Annotated in this window: 16 protein-coding genes; 1 reads left to right on the top strand and 15 read right to left on the bottom strand. The window is 30.1% G+C overall.

What is annotated here, in order from left to right:
• Nucleotides 1-53 precede the first annotated feature (53 nt).
• Entirely contained in the window at nucleotides 54-3,530 is a 3,477-nt protein-coding gene (locus ABJG40_RS11200) for a hypothetical protein (protein WP_348024666.1), read from the top strand.
• A gap of 167 nt (nucleotides 3,531-3,697) precedes the next feature.
• Here the strand turns inward: ABJG40_RS11200 and ABJG40_RS11195 are convergent, their stop codons facing one another.
• From ABJG40_RS11195 to ABJG40_RS11125, 15 genes are all read right to left on the bottom strand, one after another.
• Nucleotides 3,698-3,907: a DUF2892 domain-containing protein gene (locus ABJG40_RS11195; protein ID WP_348024665.1), complete on the bottom strand. Its 210-nt coding sequence runs from the start codon at nucleotides 3,905-3,907 to the stop codon at nucleotides 3,698-3,700.
• Nucleotides 3,908-3,927: 20 nt separating this feature from the next.
• Nucleotides 3,928-4,233 (bottom strand): hypothetical protein, encoded by a 306-nt coding sequence (locus ABJG40_RS11190; RefSeq protein WP_348024664.1) that lies wholly within the window; start codon nucleotides 4,231-4,233, stop codon nucleotides 3,928-3,930.
• Nucleotides 4,234-4,272: 39 nt separating this feature from the next.
• Nucleotides 4,273-7,467, bottom strand: coding sequence for an efflux RND transporter permease subunit (locus ABJG40_RS11185; RefSeq protein ID WP_348024663.1), 3,195 nt, complete (start codon nucleotides 7,465-7,467; stop codon nucleotides 4,273-4,275).
• 109 nt (nucleotides 7,468-7,576) lie between these two features.
• Nucleotides 7,577-8,659 (bottom strand): efflux RND transporter periplasmic adaptor subunit, encoded by a 1,083-nt coding sequence (locus tag ABJG40_RS11180; protein WP_348024662.1) that lies wholly within the window; start codon nucleotides 8,657-8,659, stop codon nucleotides 7,577-7,579.
• A gap of 79 nt (nucleotides 8,660-8,738) precedes the next feature.
• Nucleotides 8,739-10,049, bottom strand: a complete 1,311-nt coding sequence (locus tag ABJG40_RS11175; protein WP_348024661.1) for a TolC family protein — start codon at nucleotides 10,047-10,049, stop codon at nucleotides 8,739-8,741.
• 155 nt (nucleotides 10,050-10,204) lie between these two features.
• Nucleotides 10,205-10,342 carry a hypothetical protein gene (locus ABJG40_RS11170; RefSeq protein ID WP_165353716.1) on the bottom strand — a complete coding sequence of 46 codons (138 nt, stop codon included), beginning with the start codon at nucleotides 10,340-10,342 and terminating at the stop codon, nucleotides 10,205-10,207.
• 13 nt (nucleotides 10,343-10,355) lie between these two features.
• Complete coding sequence (locus ABJG40_RS11165; protein WP_348024660.1) at nucleotides 10,356-11,813, bottom strand: FAD/NAD(P)-binding oxidoreductase; 1,458 nt, start codon at nucleotides 11,811-11,813, stop codon at nucleotides 10,356-10,358.
• 128 nt (nucleotides 11,814-11,941) lie between these two features.
• A complete protein-coding gene (locus ABJG40_RS11160) occupies nucleotides 11,942-13,063 on the bottom strand; it encodes an ABC transporter permease (RefSeq protein ID WP_348024659.1) in 1,122 nt (373 codons plus the stop codon).
• 104 nt (nucleotides 13,064-13,167) lie between these two features.
• A complete protein-coding gene (locus ABJG40_RS11155; protein WP_348024658.1) occupies nucleotides 13,168-14,274 on the bottom strand; it encodes an ABC transporter permease in 1,107 nt (368 codons plus the stop codon).
• A 129-nt stretch (nucleotides 14,275-14,403) separates the two neighbouring features.
• Complete coding sequence (locus tag ABJG40_RS11150; RefSeq protein WP_348024657.1) at nucleotides 14,404-14,790, bottom strand: GxxExxY protein; 387 nt, start codon at nucleotides 14,788-14,790, stop codon at nucleotides 14,404-14,406.
• A 128-nt stretch (nucleotides 14,791-14,918) separates the two neighbouring features.
• A complete protein-coding gene (locus tag ABJG40_RS11145; protein ID WP_348024656.1) occupies nucleotides 14,919-15,650 on the bottom strand; it encodes an ABC transporter ATP-binding protein in 732 nt (243 codons plus the stop codon).
• A gap of 69 nt (nucleotides 15,651-15,719) precedes the next feature.
• A complete protein-coding gene (locus tag ABJG40_RS11140; protein ID WP_348024655.1) occupies nucleotides 15,720-16,622 on the bottom strand; it encodes an ABC transporter ATP-binding protein in 903 nt (300 codons plus the stop codon).
• Nucleotides 16,619-17,515: an HlyD family efflux transporter periplasmic adaptor subunit gene (locus tag ABJG40_RS11135; protein WP_348024654.1), complete on the bottom strand. Its 897-nt coding sequence runs from the start codon at nucleotides 17,513-17,515 to the stop codon at nucleotides 16,619-16,621. Before ABJG40_RS11135 ends, ABJG40_RS11140 begins: the two co-directional genes overlap by 4 nt.
• A 13-nt stretch (nucleotides 17,516-17,528) precedes the next feature.
• Nucleotides 17,529-18,776: a TolC family protein gene (locus tag ABJG40_RS11130; RefSeq protein WP_348024653.1), complete on the bottom strand. Its 1,248-nt coding sequence runs from the start codon at nucleotides 18,774-18,776 to the stop codon at nucleotides 17,529-17,531.
• A gap of 1 nt (nucleotide 18,777) precedes the next feature.
• The gene (locus tag ABJG40_RS11125) at nucleotides 18,778-19,389 is read right to left on the bottom strand and encodes a TetR/AcrR family transcriptional regulator (protein WP_348024652.1); all 612 of its coding nucleotides are present in this window, start codon (nucleotides 19,387-19,389) and stop codon (nucleotides 18,778-18,780) included.
• Nucleotides 19,390-19,564: the final 175 nt, after the last annotated feature.

Below are 19,564 nucleotides of genomic sequence, written 5' to 3'. Positions count from 1 at the left end.
CATAAACATGATATTTATTAGGTTTTAAAAAGAATCTATGTTTTAATTTTGGCATGGAATTTAACATAATCAAGCGAAACACCATGCAAGAAAACAGAAAAGACATTGTTCAGTTTATTAACTTACGTTTAGCATCTTTAGGGCAACCAACTTTTAAAGATAAACCAGATAGTACTGAAAAATTTTTAGATCCTAAATTTGAAGAACTAACAAGTGGACTTATTAGAAGTTTACAAGAAAAATCAAGATTATTATCTAATCATCATTCTCCTGTAGATGCTAGAATTCAACAATTTATAAACGATTACCTAAAAGAAGTTTCTATAGATAAGCCAATTATAGTACCTAATGATACTTTAATCTTATCTAAAAAAGGACAAGCAAGAGAAATAAGTTTACCTCCAGACGGAGATTCTTTTAAAAGTGATTTAGTTACCACAAATAGAGTAAAACAAGGTATTTTAAATAACCCTTTACACGATAAAAGAACAACTAAAGGTACTTTTCATATTGTAGAAGGAGATTTACCTGTACCTTTAGATAAATTTGAAGTACCCAAAATAGTATTTGCCCATTTCTTAAATGCTGCATTTAATCCTTCTGATGAATTAAAAAACCTACCTTTTACATCAAACCAAAAAGACCAAGCCAAAGTAATGGTTTCTATGCTATTAAGACCAATAGTTTGTCCTGAAGTTAAAGGAGTTATTTCTGAAAAATCTTTAGAAGTTAGATTTTTTGTACCAGGAAACTTAGTAAGCAATTTAGATTTTGTTGAATCTATTTTTGGAAATGCAGGTGATCCTAATTTAGCACATAATGATGCTGCCTTAGATACTGAACATTGGACAGGACATACTGGTTGTATCGTATTAGCTCCACAATTACTTAAACTTAAAAAGAAAGAAGTAGGTTTACCTCATTTTGATGACGCTACTGAACGTCAGAAAAAAGACGGAATGTGTTGGAAAGATGAAAACGAACTTTATAATAATGGAGGCGCATTTAAAATTACTTGTAGAGATGATAGAGGCGTTGTAATTACTTTAATTGCAGACAATTATTATGGGTATTCTAAAAAAGAAATTAAAACTCAAATTAGTTACTCTGCTAACTTATTTGGTTTAGTTGAAGAAGAACATGCTGGGGGTGCAATTGCTTTTGCAAGAAGAGTAATGGGAGACACTTTAGATGGTAAAGACTATTCTGAGTTTCATAATTTTAAACATACTTTTGAGGGTGTTAAACAACTTTTAGGTGATACCATTAAAGTAATGCCAGAAAATTACGCTATCGATAAAAAGTACCCTAACATTATTTATATTCCAGAGTTTTCTTATGTAAATACCAACACAAATAGTATTACATGGACACACAATAGTAAAGAGCAAAAATTAACTTTATCTCCATATAAAACATACGTTCACCCAACAGGAAATAAGTTTAAATTAGAAAAACATAAATCAATTGATTTATGGAGAATTGTAGATACGTTTGCAGAAGGTGTTTTCTGTCATAAACCATGTACTGTTTCTGGTGGAGGAAAATCTGAAATTTCTAAATCGATGCAAAATGCAATTACATATAGTAATTTTAACATCCAAAACATAGAAGAAGATTTCAAAAAAGCAGATGAAATTATAGAATTCGTTTATTCAAATCGTTGGAAAATAAAAGATCCTAACAGACCTATTTCTAGATCATTTTTAAGTGAAGAAAGATCTTTAAGTTCTGCAGTAAGATTATTAACACCATCAGATCAAAATTCAGATGAATATAATGAAATGTTAAAAAACATTCCTGTTCATATTCGTTCTTTAGTTTTATTTGTAAAGCGTTTATATAGACAAGCACATGGAGGTTTAAACTGGAAAAAGTACATGTCTGTAGAAGTAATTAACGGACAAAAAGGTACTGGTCTATTATACAACAATACTCCTGTAGTTGGTAGTTATGTTCGTATTGGTTTTAACCCAGAAGGAAACTGGATGTTAAATAAATTACGCTCTGATTTTTCTCCAAGTGAAAAAATTCAAACAGAAGATGACATTACAGCATCTATAACTGTACCAAGACATAGATTAGATAATTTAAACCCAGAGTTTAAAAATAAAAGCTTAAAGGTTCTTACAAACTGTGAAGCTCATTTATTTCAAAGACCAGATGAGGCAGTAGTAAGAGGTTATGATAAAGGTGCAGAATTAGATTTAGTTACAGATGGACGTTTTTTAACTAATTATGAATTACTTAAAAAAGAAGATGCAATTGCTTTATACGAAGACACTATTAATTTTGATAAATACACACAACCTGTACAAGATTTTATTGAAGGAATTGTAAAAAGCGATAAACCTGAAGAATATTTTGTAGTACCTTCTCATACAAGAATTGTAAATGGAGAACCTACTAAAAACCCACGTTATCTAGAACCTAATAAGTTTATTAACGAAACTGAAGCTACTTATTTAGCAGATATTGGAGTTCGTTTAGTAAGACAAATGTCTCTTAAAGACCCATTAAATAATGTTGTAAATGCTGTTTTACCAGGTAGAAGAAACAATCCTGTAGATAAAGCAAATGGTATTAGACCTTTAGCAGTTTACAACCCTATACATTACCAAGAAACTCCAGAGTTATTTATGGACTTTATCTGTAGTTTAACAGGTAAATCTCCATCTACAACAGGAGCTGGTTCTGAAGGCGCTTTAACAAAAGCACCATTTAACATGTTAACACCAACAACAGATTTAAATAATGCTTTATTATCACACATATTAACAGAATCTCACGGATTTAGTACTGCTGCAGGTTATATAGGTGCAGAAAACAAAATAGACCATGATGTTAGTTTATTAATTCCAGAAATTTGGGCAAGATTAGAGCCTAAAGATAGAGACCCTAATTTCTTAATTAGAAAAGGAGCGCTAGAAAAAATAGAAGATTTTGAATACGAAGGTGAAACTATTTTAGCTAGCAGATTAGGATACAGAATTACTAAAAAATTCTCTTATAGATGTATGAGTAGAATTTTTGATGAACCTACTGCTGTATTTAGCGAAAGAATGTTAAAACCAGAATTACAAGGTTTAGAAGACTATGTAGACGGAATTAAAAACATTACTGAAGCTCAACAAAAAGTTGCATTAAACTATTTTGAAGACGGAAGTATTGAAGCTGCAACCCCTCCTTTAAAAATTCTTTTAAACATTATGGCTTATGGAAACTATGAAGGTAAAGACATCAGTGATCCTGAGTTAAGAAAATACTTTAATAGAGATTATGTTGTAAATAGTGATTGGTACAAAGAAAGATTAGAATTAAAACAACAAAAAGACGTTGCTTTTTACACAAAACAAATTCAATATTTAGAAGATTTTATTTCATACTCAAGCAATGATAAATTAGTAGTAGAAATGAATATTAAAGAACGTTTAGAACAAGTTAAACAACGTTTAGAACAAGTTAAATCTCCTAAATATATAGAACAATTAAACGGAACTATTGGTTTAGATCCTTTATGTAGAAAGTGATTTTTTAGCAATAAATTAGGGCATCACTTACTATAGATGCCCTTTTTTGTTACTCTTTTTTTTTAATCAAAAAAATATAACTATAAATGATTTATAATTCTTAAAAAAGGGCACTTCTTAACAGATGTCAGCCTCTTTTTTTTGTAAATGGTTAATAAAACTGTACTTTAACAAGAAGAACAAGAACCTCCTTCTTTTTTAACACCAAATTTCACTAAAATAGTTTCTAATAAACACCATTTTGTAAATGCAGATTGAATCATATTTAAACCAATAAAAACTCCAAACCACAACCAGTTTATACTAATATAATAAGTTAACGCAACCATTAACAAAACCATTACACCAACTATTACTCTAAAATATTTATTTAACATATTTTCTATATTTTTATTAATTATATAAATCTTTCTACAGGAACAACAATCGCTTTTAAAGGGTTATTGGTTTCTAAATTGTTATTAAACTCTTCTATCAAAATAAATAAATCGTCTATTTTCTCTTTATTAGTGAAAGAAAAAAACATTGTTGATTCATTACCACTTTTTTCACCAGAAAACCAACTAGAAGCCATTAATAATGCAGGTGAATTTTTATACCCATCAATATCAGAGCTACTAAAATTTTCAATATTTGCTTTTTTGAAGATTTTTAAAACTTCTTTTTCAAATTCTTCTACGGCTGTAACTAATACTAATTTCATGATTTTTTATTTTAATGTTTGTTCGAGAGCAGTCTATAACTATTTATAATTCTTTTTTTCTATCATATAATACACCAATGGCACCACCAATAAGGTTAACACTGTTGAAACAATAGTTCCGCCCATTAAAGAAATTGCCAACCCTTGAAAAATTGGATCAAAAAGAATTACAAATGCTCCTATTACTACAGTTCCTGCAGTCAATAAAATAGGCGTTGTTCTAACTGCTCCTGCTTCTATTGCTGCCTGTTTTAATGGCACTCCTTCTTCTAATCTTAAGTTGATAAAATCAATTAATAAAACAGAATTTCTTACCATAATTCCTGCCAAAGCAATCATCCCGATAAAAGAAGTTGCAGTAAAAAAGGCGCCCATAATCCAGTGGCCTAAAATAATTCCGATTAATGATAATGGAATGGCAACCATCATTACAACTGGTGCTTTAAAGTTCTGAAACCAACCAACAATTAAAATATAAATTAAGATGATTGCGCCTAAAAATGCGATTCCTAAATCTCTAAAAACTTCTAAGGTAATTTGCCATTCTCCATCCCATTTTACCGTATAATTGTCTTCATATTCTGGCTGACCTAAATACATTTCATCCAACTTATATCCTTCTGGAAGCTTTATTTCTTTCAATTTCTTCTCCATTCCTAAAATTGCATATGCAGGACTTTCTAATTCGCCAGCCATATCTGCCATTACATAAACCACACGTTTTTGATTTTTTCTAAAAATGCTTTTTTCAGCAATCGTTTCTTTAATTTCAACCAAATCTGCAATCGGAACCATATTTCCTTGTTTTGATTTTACTCTTAACTGAGAAATATCCGAAATGGTAGACTTTTCTTTTTCATCTAAACTCAACACCAAACCTATTTGATTTACGGCATCTTCATCATACAAATTTGTAATTGATCTGTTAGACAAAGCCATATTCATTGTGTAAGCAATTTGTTGTGGTGCAACTCCATACAACATTGCTTTTTCTTTGTTAATTTCAAATTGATACTCAGTTTGATTACCTTCAACCATCCAATCAATATCAACAACATCATCAGTATTTTTTAAGATATTCTGAACATCATTTGCAATTCTTATTTGCTCGTTGTAATCTGGTCCATAAACTTCTGCAACAATTGTAGATAAAACTGGTGGTCCTGGTGGCACTTCTACCAACTTTACATTCGCATTGTATTTTGCAGCAATCTTCTGAATATCTGCTCTTAATATTTTTGCAACTCCATGACTTTGAATATCTCGTTCTTCTTTATCAACCAAATTCACCTGAATATCTGCCATATTAGATCCCCCACGTAAATCGTAATGACGCACCAAACCGTTAAAAGTAATGGGTGCAGAAGTACCAACATAGTTTTGATAATTTACAACTTCTGGTCTTGTAGATAAATACTGAGCAATTTCTTGTGTAACAACTGCTGTTCTTTCTAAAGTTGTACCTTCTGGCATATCAATTACTACCTGAAACTCGTTTTTATTATCAAAAGGCAACATTTTTACAGCAACAGAATTGGTAAAAAACAAGCCCATTGTAGCTAATAAAACTACAAATGTTCCGCCTAAAAACAACCATCTTTTCATTCCATTTTCTAATAATGGTCTTTCTAATTTGTTGTAAACTCTATAAATTAGAGTATCTTCTAAAGGCTTTTCTTTTTTCTCTTCAGATCCTTTTTTCTCTTTTTCTCTTAAGAAAATATATCCTAAATAAGGTGTAATTGTTAAGGCTACAAATAATGATAAAATCATTGCAATTGAAGCTCCAATTGGCATTGGTGCCATATAAGGTCCCATTAAACCAGATACAAAAGCCATTGGTAAAACAGAAGCTATTACCGTAAATGTTGCTAATATGGTTGGATTCCCAACTTCGTTAATTGCATATAAAGCGGCTTGTTTAAAAGGCAAGCGTTTCATTTTAAAATGCCTATGCATGTTTTCTGCAATAATAATGGAATCATCCACCACAATACCTGTAACAAAAACCAATGCGAAAAGCGTAATTCTATTCAGCGTATAATCTAACATGTAATAGCTTAGCAAGGTTAAAGCAAACGTAATTGGCACCGATAAAAACACGACCAAACCACCTCTCCAACCCATAGCAAGCATTACCACAAGTGTTACTGCAAAAATAGACCCTATAAGGTGTAATAATAATTCTGATACTTTATGAGAAGCAGTTTCACCGTAATTTCTGGTTACTTCTACGTGTACATCATCAGGAATTAAAGTAGTTCTTAAATGCTCTACTTTGTCAATAACAATCTCAGCAATTTTCATCGCATCTGCTCCTTTTCTTTTGGCTACAGAAATAGTTACTGCTGGATATTCTGATTTGTATTCAGTCGATTTTTCACTCGCTTTTCCAAAACCTAGAGAAACGTAATTTTGTGGAATTTCTGGTCCATCAACAATCGCTGCAATTTGTTTTAAATAAATTGGTTGATTCTGTTGAACACCAACTACCAAATTTTCTACATCTGTTACAGAAGTTAAAAACTTACCTGTATTTACTAAAAATTCTGTATCATTTTTATCAAAACTACCCGATGTTAATTGTGTATTATTGGCTTTTATCATTTCAGAAACCGATAAAAAATCCAATCCGCTTGCGGCTAACTTGTCTTTATCTAAAACAACTCTTAACTGACGGTTTCTTCCACCAATTTTATGCGTAATAGAAACATCATTTACTTTTTTAATTTCGGTTTCTAATTCTTGTGCCATTTGACTCAACTGAAAATCGTCATAATTTTCACTCCACAATGTTAAACCCAACATTGGCACATCATCAATAGCACGTGTTTTTACCAAAGGAAACGTAACTCCTTTTGGCATTTGATCCATGTGTTTGTTAATTTCGTTATACAACTTTACAAACGAACGCTCAATATCTTCGCCCACATAAAATTGCACAATTACCATTGCTTTTTCATTCATAGCAGTAGCATACACATACTCTACACCTTTAATATTCGAAATTAATTTCTCTAAAGGTTTTACCACTCTAGACTCAACTTCTGTAGGACTTGCTCCTGGATATCCAACAAAAATATCTGCCATTGGCACATCAATTTGTGGCTCTTCTTCTCTAGGAATTAAAAAAGAACTGTACACACCAATCACCATAAAAACGATCATTAGCAACACTGTCAATTTCGATCCGATAAAGACTTTTGCAATTTTTCCAGCTAAACCTTCTTTCATATCTTTTATATTTTTGGGCGTTTTAACAGGCTTTCCGTTTCAATCTTTTTTTGCCATAAACGGCAGCAAAAAAAGGATTTCCACTTCTATCCTTAACGCAACGAATTAGTTATTGAATTGTAATTTTAGCACCATTATATAATTTCCCTTCAGCAGAAAATATATAAGCTTCATCAGTATTTAAACCAGATAAAACCTCTACTTTATCACCATAAGTTCTTCCTAAACGCAACCAACGTAACATTGCTGTATTCGTTTGACTTACCGTATAAACACCAGACAATTGTCCGTTTTTAACAATTGCTTCTGTAGGAATTAAAACCATAGAAGAACACGAAGTTTTTCTTTCCACAGGAAACTGAACCGTAGCAAACATCCCTGATAAAATGGAAGCATCTGTTTTAGCTAAAGTTATTTTCACTAAAAACTGTCCTCCAGTATTTTTAGCAGAACTACTTACTTCACTTACTTTACCTTTTAAAGTTTTATTTATCGATTTCACCAATACTTTAACCTCTGATCTTTTTTTAATATTAGAAATTTCTGATTCTGGAACCATAGCAATCACTTCAAATTCTTTTGGAGCTTCTAAACTAATTAAAGGCATCCCTGGGTTTGCCATATCTCCATTATCTATATTTTTACTTGTAATTACACCACTAAAAGGAGCAGTTATATTACTATATGTAAATTGTGCATTTATTTCGTTTTTCATTTGTTTTGCAGATTCTAATCCTGCCTTTGCCATTTCGAAATTAACAGTCATATCATCCATTTCTTTTTGAGAAACACTACTGCTTGCAAACAAATTTTTAAAACGATTATAATTTTTTTCTGCGTTATTAAAAGCCGCTTGAGCTTGTGCAATTCCTGCATTTACTTGTGCTTTTTTAGCTTCTAAATCGCTATTATTAATAGAAACTAATATTTGACCTTTTTTAACTTTATCACCAACATTTACGTGTACTTTTTTAACAAAGCCCATCATTCTTGTACTTAAATCTGCACTATTTGTAGCTTGTATTTTTCCGCTTACAGACAAAAATGGATTGTTACTATTTTCTGTAATTTTATTTACCACAACTTTAATTGCTGGCGAATTATCTGTAACTGCTTTTTTATCTTCACTACCACAACTTGTTAGAAATATTGAAGCTGAAAATAACGCGATTATGTAAATATATTTTCTCATTTGTATGGATTTTATTTTTTAGGTTTCGACTGCTCTCCACTAGACAAAATGATGTCTCCTCGAGCGCAATCGAGAGGTTTTATTTCTTTGTTAAAAATTCTAAATAAGTTTGTGTAAAATTATACTCAAAAATTGTTTGATTATATTCTAATTGTTTTTGTAAAAACTGAGTTTCTGCTTGTAATAAATCTGAAGTTTTTTCTAAACCTTCTTTAAATCTATTTTTTCTTATTCTTAATGATTCTTTAGATTGCTCTACAGCTAAACTTGTTAAGTCTAATTTGTTTTTTACATCAATTAACTGACGTTTTACTTTGTTTAATTCTAAATTACTTTTAGACACATATTGGTTGTATTCTAACTTCGATTTTTCTAATTCAGCTTTACTTTTTTGTGCTTTTCCAAAACGTTTAGAGCCTTGAAAAATATCCCAACTTAATTGTGCACCAATTAAATAACCATTTGCATCACCTTGAAAGACTTTATTGTCATACATTTCATAACTACCAAAAGCATTTAACCTTGGTAAAAAAGCCATTTTATCTGCTTTATTCATTGCTTCAAAACCTTTTAAAGCAAGTTCCATTGCTTTAATGTCACTTCTATTTTCAGAAATATTTTTGTCTGCAATATTTAAACTTGCAACCGATAAATTTTCTGTTGGTTTGTATACAACATAGGTTTTATCATTCATCAAAAAAGACAAATAATTAGAAGCATTTTGCACATTACTTTTGGCGGTTTGCAATTGGTTTTTAACTTCTGTAACTCGCACCTCAACATTTAAAACATCAGCTCGCTGTAAAAAACCTTCGTTAAAACTATTATCTGCCATTTTTTTATTGGCATTTGCAGTTTCTAACGCTTTTTCTAAAACTTCAACAGCTTTGTATGCTAATTGTAATTGCATATAAGCTTTATCAACTTCAAAAACCATATAATCTCTTGTTCTTTCTGTCTTTAAAGACATTGCTTCCATTTTAGATTTAGCTGCTTTTCGTTGATAAAAACCATCCAAATTGATAAGTGGCTGCTGAACCTCAATCTTTGTTGCAAAACTTCTAGTAACTGATGGATCATTTAACAATGATGGATTAAAATCATTTTGTGTTAATATTTCCTGATTTAATTTAGATCCAAAAGCCATTAAAGGATTTGTGGTAGAAATACCTGTGTGACTTGCAGTAATGTTTGGCAAAAACACCGCATTAGTCTGTCTGTAATCTGCTTTTGCTGCATTAAACTCTTCCTCAGAAATTTGAATCGTTGCATTGTTTTCTGAAACTTTAGCTAAAACTTCTGCTTTAGTAATTGGTTTAATTTCTTGTGCTTGTAAAGACAAAGTTCTTGCAAACAAAAGAAATATAAATATGTATATTGTATTTTTCATCTATCTTATAATTATCTGGTACAAAAGTATGGTGAGAATAAATTGTAGTCTGTAACCTATGTTACATGTTAAAAATAAAAAAGAGAGCAATAAGCTCTCTTTTTTTTAAGATGTTAAACCGTAAACACCTTAACCGACCAAAACTGACAACCACATCAGTTTACTTTTCTAGTTCCACCATGTCCTCCAGCAACAACAATCATTATTTTTATACTTAAATAAATGAATTTGAAGAACTGAATGATAGGATTCATCATTTTAAATCTTTGATATTTTGATATTCTTTGAGTCATAATTTTATGTTTTTTATTCAGGAATTAACCACCAAAATGGACGCATTTTAGCTTTGTAAATAAATGCATAATGCAATGCTAGTTTTAACCAATGACCAGCTAAACCAATTTCACCAAAGGTTTTTCCTAATTTTCTACCTTGCGTATTTGGGTATTTCTCATAATCTGGTACAATAGGAAATGTTGTAATACTTACTCCACTTCCAGAAGTTAAGCCATAACCTGCAGATGCAATACATGCTGCTCCCATATTCCCCATAGATCCTTTATGATGCAATGATTCTTTTCCTTTTTTAATAGAATCTATAATATTATCTGCCACTAATTTTGCTGTAATTCCAGAAGGCATTCCTGTTCTTGGTGGAGCAGGAGAAATTGCGGTTCCGTTTTTACTTTTTCTAGGTTTTGATATTGCATGAGGAGGTGCAAAAGCAATTCCTGGTGCAAAAATGTTTTTATAACTTGGATTTTGATACGTTTCTGGCCAATCTTTAACAGACCATTCTTTATAAGGTTTTGATGTATAATCTGCATCAACAAGCATAAAACCTTTAAATAGTTTTTCTGTTATGTCTTTTTCATTCTTATCATATGCTTTAAATCCGTGACCAGAAAAAGCCGGAATTAACATCGCAAAATCATAGGTTTCTGTTTTATGTTCTCCTTCTAAGTTTTCATAATAAGCTAACCCATCTTCAATTTTATTAACTCCTGCTCCAAGTATCCATTTAATGCCTCTGTCTTCAAAAATCATTTCGACCATTTCATTCGATTTCATAGTCATAGAACCATAACTTAGAAGCATTCCATCCATACCAAAATCACCTAATTGATATTCGTTAGAAATCCATGTGATTTCTGCCATATCACGTACATTATGTTTGTGTAATTCTTGTTCTACATTTAAAATATACTCAAAAGCTGCACCTTGACAAGTAGATTTTGCATGACCTGTACCAATTAAAATTTTGGCTTTTTTACCATTTTTCATTTCTTGGATTAGGTTTTTTAATCCATCCCAAGCATGATCTGCATGTGTATAAGTACAAACTGAATAAGTTTTGTTTTCTCCAGGAATTAATCCTTTAGTTGCTTCAAAATTTAATTTTGGACCTGTAGCATTTATCAAGTAATCGTAGGTTACTTTTTCTTGAGTTCCTTTGTTTTCTCCAACTACATATTCAGCCAAAACATAAGGTTTTACTTCCTTTTTATCACCTTCAGGAAAAAAGGAAATTGCTTTAGCTTGTTTGTAACCAATACCTTTCTTTTTATATAAAGGCGCTAAGGGAAATAAGATTTTTTCTGATTTCATTCTACCAATTCCTACCCAAATATTAGATGGAATCCATTGATAATTACTATTTGGAGAAACCACAACAACTTCGTGTTTTTTAGACAACTTTCTCCTTAAATGAGAAGCTGCTACATGACCAGAAATTCCCGCTCCTAAAATGACTACTTTAGACATTTAATTTAATTTTACATTAACAAAATTACTTTAGAAAGCATAATATAAAATGACTTAGATCACCTTACAATTACTCTGTAAAGATTCTATTTTTAATATAAACTTACAGTAACTTTAGTTACACAGCACTAGTTAGTTTTCTTATAACTCCATACAGCTAATCCATTCATAATAACAGCATATATTAATGTTTTTAATAACTGTGGAAGAATATCTATAAGACCAGAACCTTTCAACATTACCATTCGCATCACCTCAACAAAATATTTGATTGGATTAAAATCGGTTATCGTTTGTGCCCATTTAGGCATACTTTCAATTGGTGTAAATAATCCGCTCATTAAAATGAAAATCACCATAAAAAACCAGGCAATAAACATTGCTTGTTGCTGTGTATCTGTAAAGTTAGAAATGAATAAACCAATACCCAAAACAACCAAAATATAAATAGTTGTATATAAATACATCAATAGTAAACTACCAACCATTGGTACATTAAAAACAACTTTTGCTATTATTAATCCAATACTTAAAATAGCTAAACCCAAAACTAAAAAGGGGAATAATTTTCCGATTATAAATTGACTTTTCTTAATTGGCGTTACATTAATTTGCTCTAATGTTCCTATTTCTTTTTCTCTTACAATATTCATCCCAGAAAGGAAAAGCGTAATCATTGTAACCAACAAAACTAAAATCCCAGGAACCATAAATGTTTTATAATTCAGCGTTTTATTGTACCAAAAGGAAGGAATTGTAGTAATTTGTATTGGTTGATTTTGAATTTGACCAAATTGAGAAACATCAATTTTTAACTCTTTATTAAAACGTTGAATAATCTGAGTTAGATACACATTTTCAATACCTGCTGCAGTACCATCAATTGCATTAATAGTAACACCTAAAGCTGCTTTTTTTTCTTTTAAAAAATCTTGTTCAAAAGATAATGGAACTTCTAAAATAACATCAACTTCTCCATTTAACATTGCTTGACTCGCTAATTTTTCTGAAGAAAAATCTGTTAAAACATTAAAGTAAGTTGAAGCATTAAATTTTTCGATTAACGCTCTAGATGTTGATGTATGATCATTATCTACATACCCAAACTTTATGTTTTTAACATCAAAAGTTGCAGCATTTGATAAAATCATCAGCTGAATTAAAGGCATTACAAAAATGATTGGCAACATTCCTTTATTTCTAAAGATTTGTTTAAACTCTTTTTGTATAATGTATAGAATTGTTTTCATATTATTTCCCACGATAGTGGAAATCTATTTTAAATTTATAATCACTATTTCTTTATTAATTACCTAGTTTTCTGCCCACTGCAGACTGAAAACTGCTCACTTTTTTATTCCAGTCTAATTTTATATTTCTTAACACTCAACCCAATAAAAAACACTGTCATTCCAATTAAAATTAAAGTCTCTTTCCACACAAATTGAAGTCCAACTCCTTTTAACATTATGGCTTTAATTATAATGATAAACCATTTGGCCGGTATAATATTACTAATCACTTGCAATGGTAAAGGCATACTTGTAATCGGGAAAATAAATCCAGAAAGTAATATTACTGGTAGCATTAATCCCATTAAAGAAATCATCATTGCTGTTTGTTGTGTTGCAGAAATTGTTGAGATTAAAATACCCAATGCCAAAGCTGTTATAATGAACAAAACACTTTCCATTCCTAATAAAAATAGACTTCCTTGAACTGGCATTTTAAAAATAAATATACTCAGAACAATGATAACAATAGCATTAATTATAGAGAGAAAAATATAAGGAAACACTTTCCCTACAATTACTTGAAACGGTTTTAATGGTGATACTAATAAAATTTCCATCGTACCTAATTCTTTTTCTTTGGTGATGGAAATAGAAGTCATCATTGCAGAAACAAGCATTAAAATAATTGTCATAACACCAGGAACAAACATATACACACTTTTTAATTCTGGATTGTAAACCATATGTGTTTGTGGTACAATTTGATAAACTTGCGAGACACTTTTATTCTGTTCCTTTAAATAACTTTGAAGAATCGCATTTACATAATTAGTTATCGTATTTGCAGTATTTGGATCTGTAGCATCTGTAATTACTTGTATGCTTGCATTATTTTCTTTGATAAGACTCTTACTAAAATCTTTTTCAAAATTTAAAACTGCTTTTACTTTTCCTTTCTTAAAAACAACTTCGATATCAGATTCTTTCTCAATAAATTGATTGATGCTAAAGTATTTTGAAGCAGCTATTTTATTGATAATTTCTTTTGTTGTTGCATCCTTAGAATGATCTAAAATAGCAATATCAACATTATTAATTTCATTTGTAATGGCAAAACCAAACAATAAAATTTGGGCAATTGGCATTCCAAATAGAATAAACAATGAACGTCTATCTCTAAATATATGGTAGAATTCCTTTTTTATGAAGCCAATAAATCTTTTCATTTTGTATTTTTTCTCCTGTGGATTTGTTTTTTTCTCTCGCAGATTTCACAGATTCTCGCAGATTTTTATTCAGTGTGTCTCTTAATTGCTTCTTTTCTGCGAACATCTGCATAATCTCCGGGAAACATTTTATAATCCGTTTACTTTTCTAAAAATGCCTTTTGTGATTTCATCTACATTAAAATTCACTAAAATACCTAACTTCATTTCTGAAATTTTTAAATAAGTTAGCACCTGTTTATGATGTACTTTAGATAACGTCTCTACCGACTTGATTTCGATAATTACTTTATTATTTACTAATAAATCTAATCTAAAGCCTATTTCTAATTCAATACCATCATAAAATACTGGAAGTGTCACTTGCTTTTTAACTGATAATCCTTGTTTCTGCAATTCATACATTAAAACAGTTTCATATACAGATTCTAACAAACCTGGACCTAATTCATTGTAAACATTAAAAATTGCTCCTCTGATTAAGTATGATATTTCGTTTTCTGTTTTTTCTTCCATAATTTCTCTTTTTATTTCTCCCGAGAATTGCACAGATTATCGCAGATTTTTTAAAACTTTTTCCGCGGAAATCGGCGTAATCTGCGGGACACTTTTTTACCTTAGTTCCAGTTCTAAGGGGTATTTTATTATCCTCTAGCTAATTTTAAAAACACATCATTCATATTATCAACATTAAACTGTTCTTTTAATTTTTTTGGCGTGTCTAAAGCTTCTATTTTTCCATTTACCATTATAGAAACACGATCGCAATATTCTGCTTCGTCCATATAATGTGTAGTTACAAAAACGGTGGTTCCTTGGTGAGCTGCTTTATAAATTAACTCCCAAAACTGACGCCTTGTAATAGGATCTACTCCACCAGTTGGTTCGTCTAAAAAAACAATCTTTGGATTGTGAATTAAAGACACAGAAAACGATAATTTTTGTTTCCATCCCAAAGGTAAAGAGCCTACTAATTTATTTGCAACATCTTGCAAGCCTAACTCTTCTATTAAACTGGCTGCTTTTTCTTTGATTCGTTTTCTTGACAAACCATAAATCCCTCCAAAAAAAGTAATATTTTCTTTCACGGTTAAATCATCATAAAGCGCAAACTTCTGACTCATATAACCAATGTTTTTCTTAATAGCTTCTGCTTGTGTATACACATCAAAACCTGCAACATTTGCTTTACCTGATGAAGGAGTAGAAATACCTATTAACATTTTCATTGCAGTTGTTTTACCTGCCCCATTGGCTCCTAAAAAGCCAAAAATTTCTCCTTTTTCAACCTCAAACGTAATCGCGTTTACAGCCGTAAAATCACCAAACATTTTGGTTAATCCTTCTACTTGTATGACTTTATTAATATTTTTCATATTATATTATTGTCTCATCGAGCTCAGTCGAGATGTCTTTATAGTTCTCGATTGCGCTAGAACTGACATCTATTTTGCTAATTCCATAAAGGTATCCTCAATCGTTGCTACTGTTCTTTCTATTTTAATATTAGATAGATTTTTAGATTCTAAATAGGTTTCCAACTCCGTTGGATTAAAATCAGACCTACTATCTGTATAATGTACAAATTCACCAAAAGGATACACACTGTGATTCGGTTCAAAATCATTTAAACAATTTATTAACTGGTACATATTATTTGCACTTACGTTATAAATTGGTTGTGGATAATGTTTTACAATAGCTTCTGGCGTATCAATTTCAAGGATTTCTCCATCTTGAATTAATGCAATTCTATCACATAAAGCAGCTTCATCCATATATGGTGTAGAAACCAAAATTGTAATATATTTTTTCTGTAAACGCTTCAACATTTCCCAAAACTCTTTTCTAGAAACAGGATCAACTCCTGTTGTTGGTTCATCTAAAAACAACACTTTTGGTTTATGAATTAACGCACAACATAAAGCCAATTTCTGCTTCATTCCACCAGAAAGTTTTCCTGCTCTACGATCTTTAAAAGGTTCTATTTGAATATAAATATCTTTTATTAAATCGTAATTTTCTTCAATAGTTGTTCCAAAAATAGTTGCAAAAAAATCTAAATTCTCTTCAACCGTTAAATCTTGATACAATGAAAATTTCCCAGGCATATAACCAACATTCTTTCTTATACTTTTATAATCTTTAATTACATCAAAACCAGCAACACTTGCTGTTCCTTCATTTGCAATTAAAAGCGTGGTTAAAATTCTAAAAAGCGTTGTTTTACCTGCTCCATCAGGACCAATTAGACCAAAAAGCTCACCAGGTTTCACCTCAAAAGAAATGTTTTCTAAAGCATTTACTTTTTTATAAGATTTTGATATGTTTGTTATTTTAATACTCATTCTGCAGCTGTTATCCACATTTCTGCAGGCATCCCTATTTTTAAACTTCCATCGTTTACAACATTAATTTTTGCCGCATACACCAACGCAACTCTTTCTTCTTTTGTTTGAATAATTTTTGGTGTAAATTCTGCTTCAGAAGAAACCCAACTAACAACTCCTTTATAAGATTTCATTGCATCAACTCCATCAATTTTAACGCTAACTTCTTGTCCTATTTTAATATCTGATAATTGCGTTTCACTTACATAAACACGTAATACCATATTACTTAGATCTGCAATTTTATATAAAGGTTTTCCAAAAGCAGTAATTTCATTTGGCTCTGCGTATTTGGTTAAAACTGTTCCACTAACAGGATTAATAATCTTACTTTTTTTAATTTGATCATCAATTTGTTTTAATTGAACATCAATATTTTTTAATTCGTTGACAACAGGAGCGTTCTGAATTTCGACACTTCTAATTTGACTTTTTATAACATCCATTTCTCCAGAAACATCATCTAATTGTTTTTGAGTACCTGCGTTATCTCTAATTAAATTTTCTATTCTAATTTTATTAATTTTAGCAGTCTTTAATTTTGATTTTAGCACAGAAATCTGTGATAAAACTCCTTTAGATTTCGAACTAACTACAGATTTAGAAACGACTAATTGTTCGCGTTTTAAAGCCAATTGTACTGTATCTATAAAACCTACAAATTGATCTTTTTTAAGTTTATCACCTTCATCAATAGAAAACTGAATTAATTTCCCGTTATTTTCTGCTGAAATAGTTATTTCTGTCGCTTCAAAATTCCCATAACCATCTGATTTTCCATTGTCTTTTCCGCAAGAAAACAAGCTGAAAATTATAATGCCTACTCCTAATATATATTGGTAATTTTTCATTTTTAAATATTTATTATCCTTTTATAGTATTGTAATTTGCTTTTGCTAATTCTATTTGTATTCTGTGTTTTAACAAGGTGTTTTCTGCTTCAAATAAATTAGTGAATTCAGTAACATATACAGAAGAAGTAATCACTCCATTTTTAAGTTGAGACTCTAAAGTATTCAATACCTTTTTACGAAGTTTTATAATCTCTATATCAGAATTTATAAACGCTGAAATCTTTTCAATTTCCTTTTGCTGTTTATTCAATTCTATATTGGTATTTAGTTTAAAAACTTCAGTTTCGTTTTCTATAAAATCTTTATTTATTGCAACTACTTCTTTCTTTTTTTTATTGGTATTCCAATCAAAAACATTCCAATGTAATTTAACGCCAACTGTATAAAATGTTTGAAAAGAATTATCAAGCATATTTAATCCTGGGTTTCCATAACCACCTGTTGCAAAACCATTTAATTTCGGTAAGTTTTTCTTATAAATAAGTGATTCATAGTTATTCACCTCTTCTTTCTTCAATTGAAATAATTCTAATTCTGGTCTGTTTATTTCGTTTTGTAATTGCGCTCTAATTAAAGGTTTTTCAAATTTTGTTAAACTGTTAAAAGGTTTCCCTATCAAACTTGATAACGTTTCTATTAAAGATGATTTTCTACTTTCAACTTCAATAAATTGTTGTTTAATTTTCAACAATTCAGCTTCTAAAACACTATCTGAAGCAGGTAATAATGTTCCGTATTTAATACCAGATTTCACTTCCTTTAGCTTAGATTGTAATTGAAGTTCTTTTGCTTCTAATAATTTGAAAGATTCTTGCGTTAAAAGAATTGAAAAATACAGCTGATTAATTTGTGTTTTTAATTGATAGATATTTGCATCAATCTGTTTTTGCTTCGTTTTTAACTGCCCTTGTTTTATTTTTAAATTAGCATCCGTTAAACCACCATTATAAATAAGCTGGTTTATTGAAAACGTTGCACGATATTGATCTTTATTTTGCGGTTCAATGCTAGACATTGCTGCAGGAAGTTCAATAACATCTGATTGATACGTTACTTGTGCATCAATATTAAATTGAGGCAATTTTGAATTCGAAATAATTTCTGTACCTATTTGATGCTGATTTTCTAATAATTGATGTTGTTTTATCAAAGGATAGTTCTTTTCTACCAATTGATAACACTCATTAAGTGTTACGTTTTCTTGCGAAAATGCAGAAAAACTAAGTGTTACTATTAAAATGAATACTATTTTTTTCATCTTATTTTTTTATTGAATTAATAATAAAATCTGCAACTTCAGTTTTACGTTCTTCTACTATTTGTTCAAACTCTTCATCTTCAACATCAATTAAAGTTTGAATTAATGGTTTTGCTACAAAAGGAAATACATTTAACGCCATTATATTTATAAATAACTGCTCACCTTTTATGGGTTTTATAATTCCTTTTTCTATTTCTAAAACAACCTGTTTTTTAAACTTCTCTGTATTAGGAAAACCAATATTATCTTTCATTTTTAGGATAAAATTTGGATTTCTATTCAATTCTTGAATTATAAAATTTGGTAAATAAGGATGCTTTATGATAAACGAAATGTAATTAGAACAAAAGTTCCTAACCTTCTCTTCTATCGAAGAATCATCATTTAAAATCGTGTTTAATTGAGGTGCTAATAAGGAAAATGCATTTTTAAAAACCGCTTCAAAAAGCAATTGTTTACTTCTATAATAATAATGCAACATTGCTTTATTTATGCTTGCTTTATTTGCAATTTCTTGCATACGAGCACCGTTCATTCCTTTTGTTTGAAAAATGGATTTTGCAGCTTCTAAAATTAGACTTTCAGTGTTTTCGTTTTTCTTATTTTTCATTATTAACTAATTAGTTCAACCAATTGGTTAACAAATGTACAAAAAATAATCAAACCCACTAATGTTTGATTATTTATAAACTTATTTATTCATTTTAGAAATCATCTTTTTTGTAAAAATCAATCCTAATACACCTCCAAAAAAGGACACCAACATATTAATAGAAAACAAAACT

This window comes from Polaribacter sp. (assembly GCF_039939415.1).
GTDB lineage: Bacteria > Bacteroidota > Bacteroidia > Flavobacteriales > Flavobacteriaceae > Polaribacter.
This window is presented reverse-complemented; position numbering and strand designations above follow the sequence as displayed.

Excerpts from the sequence above, each read along its gene's own strand:
- ABJG40_RS11175 (WP_348024661.1), bottom strand. The coding sequence starts at position 10,049 with ATGAAAAATACAATATACATATTTATATTTCTTTTGTTTGCAAGAACT.
- ABJG40_RS11160 (WP_348024659.1), bottom strand. The coding sequence starts at position 13,063 with ATGAAAACAATTCTATACATTATACAAAAAGAGTTTAAACAAATCTTT.
- ABJG40_RS11155 (WP_348024658.1), bottom strand. The coding sequence starts at position 14,274 with ATGAAAAGATTTATTGGCTTCATAAAAAAGGAATTCTACCATATATTT.
- ABJG40_RS11135 (WP_348024654.1), bottom strand. The coding sequence starts at position 17,515 with ATGAAAAATTACCAATATATATTAGGAGTAGGCATTATAATTTTCAGC.
- ABJG40_RS11180 (WP_348024662.1), bottom strand. The coding sequence starts at position 8,659 with ATGAGAAAATATATTTACATAATCGCGTTATTTTCAGCTTCAATATTT.
- ABJG40_RS11170 (WP_165353716.1), bottom strand. The coding sequence starts at position 10,342 with ATGACTCAAAGAATATCAAAATATCAAAGATTTAAAATGATGAATCCT.
- ABJG40_RS11165 (WP_348024660.1), bottom strand. The coding sequence starts at position 11,813 with ATGTCTAAAGTAGTCATTTTAGGAGCGGGAATTTCTGGTCATGTAGCA.
- ABJG40_RS11200 (WP_348024666.1), top strand. The coding sequence starts at position 54 with ATGGAATTTAACATAATCAAGCGAAACACCATGCAAGAAAACAGAAAA.
- ABJG40_RS11195 (WP_348024665.1), bottom strand. The coding sequence starts at position 3,907 with ATGTTAAATAAATATTTTAGAGTAATAGTTGGTGTAATGGTTTTGTTA.
- ABJG40_RS11150 (WP_348024657.1), bottom strand. The coding sequence starts at position 14,790 with ATGGAAGAAAAAACAGAAAACGAAATATCATACTTAATCAGAGGAGCA.
- ABJG40_RS11185 (WP_348024663.1), bottom strand. The coding sequence starts at position 7,467 with ATGAAAGAAGGTTTAGCTGGAAAAATTGCAAAAGTCTTTATCGGATCG.
- ABJG40_RS11125 (WP_348024652.1), bottom strand. The coding sequence starts at position 19,389 with ATGAAAAATAAGAAAAACGAAAACACTGAAAGTCTAATTTTAGAAGCT.
- ABJG40_RS11190 (WP_348024664.1), bottom strand. The coding sequence starts at position 4,233 with ATGAAATTAGTATTAGTTACAGCCGTAGAAGAATTTGAAAAAGAAGTT.
- ABJG40_RS11130 (WP_348024653.1), bottom strand. The coding sequence starts at position 18,776 with ATGAAAAAAATAGTATTCATTTTAATAGTAACACTTAGTTTTTCTGCA.
- ABJG40_RS11145 (WP_348024656.1), bottom strand. The coding sequence starts at position 15,650 with ATGAAAAATATTAATAAAGTCATACAAGTAGAAGGATTAACCAAAATG.
- ABJG40_RS11140 (WP_348024655.1), bottom strand. The coding sequence starts at position 16,622 with ATGAGTATTAAAATAACAAACATATCAAAATCTTATAAAAAAGTAAAT.